This window comes from Streptomyces sp. NPDC017943 (assembly GCF_044328425.1).
Classification (GTDB): Bacteria; Actinomycetota; Actinomycetes; order Streptomycetales; family Streptomycetaceae; genus Streptomyces; species Streptomyces djakartensis_A.
The window spans coordinates 1-8,403 of sequence record NZ_JBIRHH010000039.1; the positions used below are offsets into that span (position 1 = coordinate 1).

Consider the following 8,403-nt stretch of genomic DNA (forward strand, 5'->3'; position numbering starts at 1 on the left):
TCAACAAGCTCAAGCACAACAAAGCCCTGGCCACCCGCTACGACAAACGCGCCCGCCATTACCAGGCCCTGGTCACCCTGGCCTGCCTCAGACTCCGGCTGCCCTGACTTTGCGGACACGACCTAGGAATCACTGACACCAAACTTCCGCTGGGAACGCCGCACCGAACTCCACGATGCCTTCGTCTCCCTCACCTGCAGCCTCATCTGGAGACGCCTGAAGAAACGTCATCTCCCGCAAAGGCAGCCCGAATATCAAGGGTCTGGGCAAGCTCCGCTACATCGCGCAGGCCAGCCCCGCCACGGCAGGACTTTGAACGAACTCACCACCTTGACCAGCCGAAGTCAGTAGCGGCGTGGGCGGGGTGCAACACCAGCCCTGGCCCCCGGTGCTGGAGAGCTGGTTTCTTTATGAGCGGTAAGTGACGTGCCGGTTGAAACACCGGCGGAGTTGGCAACCGCATGAGCAAGATGTTGCTGTACACACTGCGGGGATAGCCTGTCGGGCGACAGAGATGCCCCTTTTTGATGCAGGGTGCCTGCCAATGCGGCTAGGCGACTATGATGCGAGTCCACATCATCCATGGATATACTATTTTCTCCATACTGCCTTGCCTCCAGAACGATCAGAGGCTGTGGGCCACTCCTGTCGATACTAGAAAGTACGTTGGAAAACACAATGTCCTCGATTCCCATTCGCGGACTGTGGGTCTGATCTAGGCCACTAAGAAGTAAATCCTGGACTGAGCCCCTAGGGTTGATCTCTAGAGGAGTCTCCGGAGCGCTTGATATGTTCCTTCTCCCTCTTTGTCTGCTGTAATCCAGTGGTTGAGTAGGTGCGAAATAATTGTAGACTCGCTCGAACTCCTTCACGATCCCAGCAGCGTTATTCTTCAGCCATGCACGTGCATTCGGCGTCAACTCTGCCAATATATCTGCCGGGTTATGGCGCGGCAGCAAGGACGAGTAGCGCTTGGCTAGCGAATTGGAGTAGGCGGCCGAGTGAGCGGCTAGGGACGCCAATCCGTACAGGAGAGTAGCCGCTCCCCGCACTTCTTGCACGTCTCTGTCCGGCAATCCAGCAATAATGTGGTTCGGGAGCGAAGCATCAAGATTGTACTTGTCCCGAGCTAATGCTGAGGCAATTTTGCTGCCAAATTCAATCGAGTCCCCCAGCATAATTATGGCTTGCCGACGCTCGAAGGAGTCTCGACAAATATCACGGTGCGGGCTTCGGTGCAGTTCCGACGCTAGCTTGTACACCATGGAGAGCGGTACGCCTACGTTGTAGTGAACGCTACGTGTCGTATTGCTCATTCCATGTATCCGCTGGCCAATTTGTATCACGCGTCCAGCCTCGCCTATGGACCATCCTTGAGAGGTAGGGAAAACGTCGTGAATAGCGACTGGGAGGACATTTTCCTGCGGCATGGCAGCTTGGATGTTCCGATCAATTAGAGAAAGCCATTGGCGTGATGCCTCAATGGACGGGTAGCTTTCAGACCCACTATTTGCCACCACTCCAATAATCACCTCTGGGATTCCTACGTCGAAGTAGTGGGCCACTCCCGCAACTTGAAGCGCCTCACTCTCGCGCCAGTGCATACCTCCCATCCCGTCACTGTATGCAGCTGCATCCTCCACTACTATTTGAACGGTAAATCTCCTGCCTTGAAGGTCAGTCTGGATTTTTTCGGCCAGTACATCGCCTCGGTAGTCCATGGCGACGGTCTCCTCCGGGAAATGTAAAATGTTTGAGAGCTCAACTTCGATTCCGGATCCCATGTCCTGCTCCCTAATATTAGCCGCACTTTGATTCGGCTCATCGGTTCGAATATTCTTGACGTTCCGCATTATTGGTGCTATTGATGTTCTGTGGTGCGATTGATCGACCGGCGACGGAGCTGTGTCGGCTCCCCCTTTTTTTGGCGCGGACGTGGGAACCGTCGACGCACGCCCTGGACCAGTCCAGCTCGCCGGTCGCGTTCAGTTCGGCGAGCAGGATCCGGTGCAGCCGGTCGAAGACCCCGGCCTTCTGCCAGCGGTCCAGCCGCCGCCAGCACGTCTGTCCGGAGCCGAACCCGAGCTGCAGGGGCAGCAGTTGCCAGGCGATGTCGTTGTGCAGCACGTACAGGACGCCCTGGAGGCACAGCCGGTCCGGTACCGGCCTCGGCCCCGGCGACCGCTCGGGCCAGGGCGGCAGCAGCGGCTCGACCAGAGCCCACAAGTCGTCGTCCACGATCCATGGCCGGGGTCCCAGAGTTTGGCGACGGTGAGGGCGACAGCCGGGTCTGGCGTCGGCTGGGCTGCGTGGTGGCGGTGGGGCGGATCTCTGAGGGGGTTAGTGTGCCTGCCGGTTCGTTGGTGTGCTGGTGTGTGTCTGGTGGACGGGGTCGGTTTCCTCCGGGTGCTGCTTGGGCTGGGGATGCGGTGTTCCCGCTACCGCCTGGACCGATGCGGCTCGTGCTGTCGTCTCGTTCTGCCCGTGCGCTGCTTCGGGATGTATACGGTTCAGGTAAGGGCCTGCTGCCCGCGCCAGGGAGCTGTATCCGGTGTAGGGATTGGGACCGGGGACGGGAGTGTTCTGGTGTGGGGCGGAAGGTTGCCCCGGGGTGTACGTCGGCTGCCCGGAGGCGTGGTGGGCTTGGTATGTCACAGGGGCGGTCAGCTGGGAAGGGCCCGCAGCCCGACCAGCCGGATACAGCAGCTGATACAGCAACGGAGAAGCGGCTGGTTCAGGCTCTGCCATGTGGGCAGCCGCTTTGGTGCGCTGGCCTTGGAGGCTGCCTGAGGCGGCGGCTACCCGATGCGTACCGGGCTGGGCATGGGTACCGGTATCGATCTCACGAGGAGTCCGAGCCCCGGGAATCAGCTTCCGCTCGAGCTCGTCGACGGCATGTCCTCTGATGCGCAGCACCGCTTTTTCCGAAGCCGACACCTTCGCCCCATTCGAGCGATTCATGAGGTTGGATACTCGATCTCCGATTCTGACAGGTACGGGGTCCCAGGTGAGCTGAACAATTGTGGACTGGATCGGCAGACGGGTAACTTCGGATTCCCCCCAAAGGTCACTTGGCCCAGGCTCTGCCAATCGCTCAGTTTATACACCACGCGGAGGGCATCGGCGTGCCTTTCACGCCGTTGTTCATGATCCCCGCGGGACGCGATCTTTCCCTTATGAAGGGGGTGCCCCATTGCCGTCAGAATCATTGCCTCACCTTTATTCACGTAAATGCCGCTGGTCGAGCGACTGAGGCCTCCCACTCGGGTTCCGACGTTGACGACGTGTTCCTCGGGCCAGGTAAGCTGCACCTGCGCGTGCCTGATTGGCAGAAAAATGATGGGGTTGACGCTGTTCTCCGTGATCATGTGGCCCAGGTATTGCGAGCCCTCCAATTTGAAAAAGACTGCCAGGGCTAGCGTGTTGTAGTGATTATCCGGGAGTGAGGCCAGGAGATTGGCCGCCCCTGCCGGAGCACCCGGCCCCGACCCCTGTATAGGGATGGTGTTTCCCTGCATCTGATTTTCCTGGCCTGCGGGAACGGGAGACGTCACGAATATTCCTTTTCTCTCGATTTGCTACGCGGCTTGGTGCTCCTGGGCCGCATTTTGACTCCTTACGGATTTTCTGACGCACCAGTTCACGCCTGGCCCTGGTATTGCAGAAATGCATGCGCCGTATTCATGGCATCGGCCTCGATTCGTCAACGGTGATTGCTGCTTGTTGAGGTGGCAGCTTTGCCCCGTTTGGGCCGCTGGTGGGCGGGTGGGGCCGTCGCGTGTCGCTGCGGCTGCGCCGGGTTCCACTGGCCCGGAGACTGAGGATGTACTCCTTCCCGATGCTCGTGGGCTCGCTTCTGCGCTGGTCACGTGGCCTGTAGCCCGGTGGGCCGGTCCCAGGCGGGGGTGAAGGCCGCCGCCCAGGGCGATGACGCGTCGAGGCGGAGGTATCGGGATGCGGGCGTGTCGGCGAGGCGGCCGGCCTGGTGGTAGATCCGCATGCGCGGCTGGAGGCACGCGTCGTCAGGTCCCTGAACCGGGCGCTGGCCGCGGCACGGGCACCGGTCGAACGCGGAGTCGCCCGCCTGAAGTCCTGGCGAATCTTCCGCAAGGTCAGGTGCAGTCCGAACCGCATTTCAGGGTCTTCTCGGTGGGCGTGAGCTCCTGCAACGGCCTGCGCTTGATGCTGGCCGTGGTCAGGTCATGGGTCCGTCCCGGTGTCGCGCTTGAGAGCCACAGTGGTGTGCCGTCCGGGGCCGCGATGACCTGTACGTTCATGCCGTGCTGCTTGTGTTTCTGCGAGTAGTACGGCTCGTCCGCCTTGATGCGGTCGGTCGAGATCAGTGAGCTTCTTCAGCGTTGTCGCTCCAGGGTGAGGACGGCCCGCGCCCACGGCATCGTCCAAGCCTGCCTGACCCGACAGATCCTGGTCCTCGCCGACCGGGCCTACCAGGGTGCCGGCGCCACTGCCCACACCCCCTACTACCGCCACCACGAACAGCCCGAGCACTACCAGCAGTTCAACCGTGACCACGCCCGGCTGCGCGCTCCCGGCGAGCGTGCTTCGCACAGCTGAAGTCCTGGCGACCGATACGGCGAGCCCAATGTTCAACCCGCCGTATCGGCACCGTCGTCCAAGCCATTGACACACCCTTGACCTGGGGCTATTCAGAATAAAAGAGGTTCACTGTGACTACTGCTCATAATCCACTTTGGAATCATGTTAGCTTTTAGCTACTCTACCTTGTTCGTCCTGAAGTTCGATTGCTCGTGTTGTAATTGTATACGGGTGACTGCTGGCCACTATTGGCTTGTGCAGTTGCCTGACTATACGTGGGAAGGCGGGACCTCATCGCAATATCCGCGATCACCTCCTGTCGTACGCGCTGAATTTCTGCGTTCTGTTCGTCTAGCGCCGCCTGCTGATAGATTGAAGCAGTGGGCGTGTAGGAGGGTAGAGGCTCATCCCTGTTTGGCATTAATTTTGCCCTAATCTGTTTGGATAGTTCTTTCCCTGAAACTTACGCTTCGAGTGCAGGGCTGGTTCAACGTCACACGGAGTGGCTCGATGGTGCCCTGCCCGGAAGGTGCACCTTGGAACCCGGCTTGCGAAGCAGGCCCCGGCGGGGGTGGAGTAGCACGAGCGCGCGCAGCGGGCGGCTGGCCGCTGGAGCCTGGTGCCGACGTCGCCGCGGTCACCACCGCCCAGATCAGGGAGATCATCGCGGCAGGGCAGTGGCAGCGGGCGATCCGGACATCATGATCGTGGTGGACGGGGGTTACGACGCTACACGGCTGGCTCACTTGCTGGCGGATCTGCCCGTCGAGATCCTGGGACGGACACGCTCGGACCGGGTGATGCGCCGGTCGGCGCCCTCCCGTGAGGAATTCCATCGCTAACACCCTGCCGCGGACGCCCGCCCCGGCACGGAGGCGAATTCGTCTTCGGGCAGCCGGAGACGTGGGGCAACGAGCAGACGGTTACGGTCATCGACACCCGCCGATATGGGACAGCGACCGCACGAGCCTGGGACCGGCTACACCCCCAAGGACGCTCCTGGAGGCCCGCGCCGTGCCCGGGCACGGCCGCAGACGGCACGGACGCCGTATAGGGTGCAGCCCTGCCGGTAGGACATCACTACACTTTTCTTGAATTTCCGGTGATTCGCCGGATCCGAAAGGACCGCAACTCATGATCCGTGCCGGGCGCAGGCACCTGGTGCGCACCCTCGCCGACATCGCCGCGCAGCAGGGTATTGCCGTGCAAACGCTGCTCAACTCGGGCCTCATGCAGGCCGAAGGTTTTCCTGCTCCGCTGGGCGCGAGCCGGACCCGGCTGTATGACGGCGAGCAGGTCGACGCCTATCTCGCCGGGCGTCCCGTCCCACCGTTGCCGGCGGTGGATGACGACGATGACCTGCTCGACCGTCAGGAGGCCCCCGCTCTGCGTGGTGTGGACCCGCAGGCGTGGGACCGCCGAGAGGGACCCGGCTGTCAGCGAGCCCATGGTGCTCCTCGGCGGGGTGGAGCACTGGCCCCGCCACGTCGTGCGTGACCACACCCCCACGCCCCGCCGCATCGTCAGCTCCGGCACGGGCCGTCCGGTCGGCGTCGGGGACCAGGTCCCGCGCGACCTCCTGCCCGGGCGCGTTGCGCTGCTCCTGGACGCCGACCCCACGCTCACCGCGGCCGGGGTCACCGACCAGCTCGGCGTGCACCGCAACACCGCCCAAGCCGCACTGACCGCCCTGCGCGCGCAGCGGATGGCCGACGTGATGACGCAGCAAGGAGTCAGCGCCGCGCAGGCCGCCGCCGCGCTCGGCTACCCGGCCGCCCTGACCCGCCGCGCCAGCACCCGGGCGGAGACCATCGTGCGCGGCCGCCAGGCACGCCCCTACCTCGCCGGCGTCGCCCGCGCCCTGCACGCCCGCGGCTGGACCACCACCGACACCCCACCAGCCGTCCAGCACCCGGCCCAGGAGGAATGCTTCGCCGCGCTCGTCCTGGACAGCCCGCAAGCCCCGGCTCCGGCGCTGGTGTGGTCCGAGCGGCACGGATGGCGTACCTCGACTTCGCGTCGCCACCCGCTGGGCCGGGGAGCCGCCTGGCCCCCGCCCGGCCCCAACGTGCGTCACCTCGCCACGAGAACCACTCCGCCCCCAGACGACCTCGTGAAGGCCCTGGAAACCAGCTGCTGACCGGGTTTGGCCGCATCCGCCGACTCGGGCCGGGCCCTCAGGACGCTCCTGGGGGCCCGCGCCGTGCCCGGGCACGGTCGCAGACGGCACGGACGCCGTAGGGTGCAGCCCGCCGCGTCAACGCTCATTCCTGGGAGCAGCGGGCCGGGGCAGCCTTCAGGCGGACTCTTCGCCGACGCCGGACGCGGCATCGGCCCCAGCAGATTGTGGACCGCGCGCGCCTACGAGGGGCGCCTGGGGCTGCGCAGTCACGGCACAGCCCCAGACGCTGTTGCTCAAATGCTTCGTCTGGGCGTGAGTTGTGGAGGCTGCGTCGTCACGGCCGGCTGGGGGAGAGGGGCTGTTTACCGGCGGCTCGGTCCTTGGTTGGAGGTGGTGTGGGTGTTGCGGGTGGGTCCGGTGGGTTGGGGCGAGGGGTGTGGGTGGGGGTAGTTGGGGCCGGGTGGGGTTTGGCTGGCGGCTGCTGCCACGGTGAGGGGCATGGGGTGGTGGGAGTACGAGGTGGAGGCCGCGGAGGTGGATGCCGCGATGTGCCGGAGGGCAGCTCGCCGCCCTGCCCTGGCCGGACATCGCCGTCCAGCACACCGCTTCCTCTGCCGGACACGGCCGCTGGGAGTCCCGCTCGATCAAGACCTGCGGCATCGCCGACGAACTCGGCGGGATCGCCTTCCCCCACGGACGCCTCGCCCTCCGCGTCCACCGACGCCGCAAACAGACCGGCGGTGATGCCGACCGAGTAGGACAGCCACCTTCCCCGCTGGGCGAGCCATGCGACGAAGTCGTGGGTGCCACCGCCAGAGTCGGTACGAATCAGCGTCTGGCGTCCGCGCCGGTACTTCTTCGGCAACTGGGCCAGGGCGAGTTGGGTCGTGGTGATGTGGTCGGCGGCAGTGTTGCTGCCCGCGTTCCCGGGCCGCAGGAGCGCGGCCACCGGCTCCCCGCTGCCGCCGCTTCCGTGATCGACGAACCCCGTCAGCGGGTGATGTCCGAAGGTCTTCTTCCAGGTCGCGGCCGTGTCCTCCTTGTCGGAGTGAGTCAGTACCAGCACCCCGTCCAGGTCGACGATCACCTGCCCGGAGGCGTCCGGCGACGAGGATCCCGCCAACTTCCATATCCGCTCGCGTACTTCGGCCCGCGCTGACCGGATCGCGTTCAGAGCCTTCGGGCCGGACGCGGCCAGGGCGTCGACGAGGCGGGAAACGGTCGGGTCAGAGGCCACCGGGCCGAACACTGCCGGCTCGGCCCGCAGCATCCCGACATCGGCCAGGCAGTCGCCGCCCAGCGCGACCGCCAGGGCCACATCCAGCAGAATCTTGCCTGGATCGTGCACCGCCCGAGCCTTCCGCCACGGCACCAGCGCCGCGGATATTGCGGTGTCCAGCCCAGCCTTGCGGGCGGTCTCGACCAGCAGCACGCCCCCGGCCTCGGACACCACCGCCCGGCCACCGCCCTCGATGCGGACACGCGGGTACGACCCGATACGCTTCTTCACCTGAGAAGTGCTTCTTTCCACGGCACGATCTGGACCCTCGACAAGTCCTATCGTTGCAGGTCAGAAGCCCTTCTCGCGTTTTCGATCACGCTTTGGACAGCCACCTCATGAAAGCCCGAGGCTAGAGGTTGTCCCGTATGGGGTGTCAGTTATCCGGTGAGGGCTAGGTTGTGGAGCCGGGAGATGCCGAGCATGGCCTGGTGAACGCCGTTGC

The 8,403-nt window shown here is 64.2% G+C and carries 5 protein-coding genes and 6 pseudogenes; 6 read left to right on the forward strand and 5 right to left on the reverse strand.

Annotation, left to right across the window (positions count from 1 at the left end; all coding sequences use genetic code 11):
• A pseudogene (locus ACH4C6_RS35375) lies at positions 1–107 on the forward strand (IS5/IS1182 family transposase); the annotation flags it as partial.
• Positions 108–344: 237 nt separating this feature from the next.
• On the opposite strand, the gene ACH4C6_RS35380 reads toward ACH4C6_RS35375, so the two are convergent.
• From ACH4C6_RS35380 to ACH4C6_RS35390, 3 genes are all read right to left on the reverse strand, one after another.
• Positions 345–1,784 (reverse strand): hypothetical protein, encoded by a 1,440-nt coding sequence (locus tag ACH4C6_RS35380; RefSeq protein WP_398112717.1) that lies wholly within the window; start codon positions 1,782–1,784, stop codon positions 345–347.
• Between the two features lie 37 nt (positions 1,785–1,821).
• A complete protein-coding gene (locus tag ACH4C6_RS35385; RefSeq protein ID WP_398112718.1) occupies positions 1,822–2,238 on the reverse strand; it encodes a transposase in 417 nt (138 codons plus the stop codon).
• A gap of 719 nt (positions 2,239–2,957) precedes the next feature.
• On the reverse strand, positions 2,958–3,554 hold the full coding sequence (locus tag ACH4C6_RS35390; RefSeq protein ID WP_398112719.1) for a hypothetical protein: 597 nt from the start codon (positions 3,552–3,554) through the stop codon (positions 2,958–2,960).
• Positions 3,555–4,024: 470 nt separating this feature from the next.
• On the opposite strand from ACH4C6_RS35390, the pseudogene ACH4C6_RS35395 reads away from it, so the two are divergent.
• Positions 4,025–4,159 (forward strand): annotated as a pseudogene (locus ACH4C6_RS35395) (IS5/IS1182 family transposase); the annotation flags it as partial.
• A 28-nt stretch (positions 4,160–4,187) separates the two neighbouring features.
• Here the strand turns inward: ACH4C6_RS35395 and ACH4C6_RS35400 are convergent.
• Positions 4,188–4,346: pseudogene (locus tag ACH4C6_RS35400) on the reverse strand (transposase family protein); the annotation flags it as partial.
• A 34-nt stretch (positions 4,347–4,380) separates the two neighbouring features.
• Between ACH4C6_RS35400 and ACH4C6_RS35405 the strand changes: the two are divergent.
• The 4 genes and pseudogenes from ACH4C6_RS35405 to ACH4C6_RS35420 form a co-directional block, all read left to right on the forward strand.
• A pseudogene (locus tag ACH4C6_RS35405) lies at positions 4,381–4,676 on the forward strand (transposase family protein); the annotation flags it as partial.
• Between the two features lie 490 nt (positions 4,677–5,166).
• Positions 5,167–5,548 (forward strand): annotated as a pseudogene (locus ACH4C6_RS35410) (transposase); the annotation flags it as partial.
• A 143-nt stretch (positions 5,549–5,691) separates the two neighbouring features.
• The gene (locus ACH4C6_RS35415) at positions 5,692–6,054 is read left to right on the forward strand and encodes a hypothetical protein (RefSeq protein ID WP_366900880.1); all 363 of its coding nucleotides are present in this window, start codon (positions 5,692–5,694) and stop codon (positions 6,052–6,054) included.
• On the forward strand, positions 6,005–6,697 hold the full coding sequence (locus ACH4C6_RS35420) for a hypothetical protein (RefSeq protein ID WP_398112720.1): 693 nt from the start codon (positions 6,005–6,007) through the stop codon (positions 6,695–6,697). The genes ACH4C6_RS35415 and ACH4C6_RS35420 overlap by 50 nt, the downstream gene beginning before the upstream one ends.
• A 721-nt stretch (positions 6,698–7,418) precedes the next feature.
• Here the strand turns inward: ACH4C6_RS35420 and ACH4C6_RS35425 are convergent.
• Positions 7,419–8,189 (reverse strand): annotated as a pseudogene (locus tag ACH4C6_RS35425) (transposase); the annotation flags it as partial.
• Positions 8,190–8,403: the final 214 nt, after the last annotated feature.

Bases quoted from the DNA above. Each gene is read 5' to 3' on its own strand.
- ACH4C6_RS35420 (WP_398112720.1), top strand. From the start codon at position 6,005: ATGGTGCTCCTCGGCGGGGTGGAGCACTGGCCCCGCCACGTCGTGCGT.
- ACH4C6_RS35380 (WP_398112717.1), bottom strand. From the start codon at position 1,784: ATGGGATCCGGAATCGAAGTTGAGCTCTCAAACATTTTACATTTCCCG.
- ACH4C6_RS35415 (WP_366900880.1), top strand. From the start codon at position 5,692: ATGATCCGTGCCGGGCGCAGGCACCTGGTGCGCACCCTCGCCGACATC.